1 protein-coding gene is annotated in these 259 nt (G+C 40.5%); it reads left to right on the top strand.

From position 1 onward, the window contains the following. Positions 1-89: 89 nt before the first annotated feature. On the top strand, positions 90-259 hold a 170-nt coding region (locus tag RYX56_RS23470; protein WP_317124272.1), incomplete at its 3' end, for an ATP-binding cassette domain-containing protein.

Here is a 259-nt window from a genome sequence, read left to right as displayed (position 1 = left end):
ATCGAAATTCTAAAAGGTGTCCATAAGACGGACCGTGTTATTGTGGATAGTTCTGAAAAAGTGAAGGACGGGATGGAAGTGACAGCAAAATGATTCAGCTCGAATCCATTACAAGGTCCTTTGCGCTTGGGAAAGAACAGATCAACGTTTTAAATGATATTAGCCTCACGATTCATGAAGGTGAATTTGTAGCGATTATGGGTCCATCCGGTTCTGGTAAATCCACGTTAATGAATATCATTGGCTGCTTAGATAAACC

The sequence above is a fragment of the Alkalihalophilus lindianensis genome (genome assembly GCF_032843265.1).
In the GTDB taxonomy this organism is placed as follows: domain Bacteria; phylum Bacillota; class Bacilli; order Bacillales; family Bacillaceae_D; genus Alkalihalophilus; species Alkalihalophilus lindianensis.
Note: the sequence above shows the minus strand (reverse complement) of the source record. Positions and strands in the feature narration are given on the sequence as shown.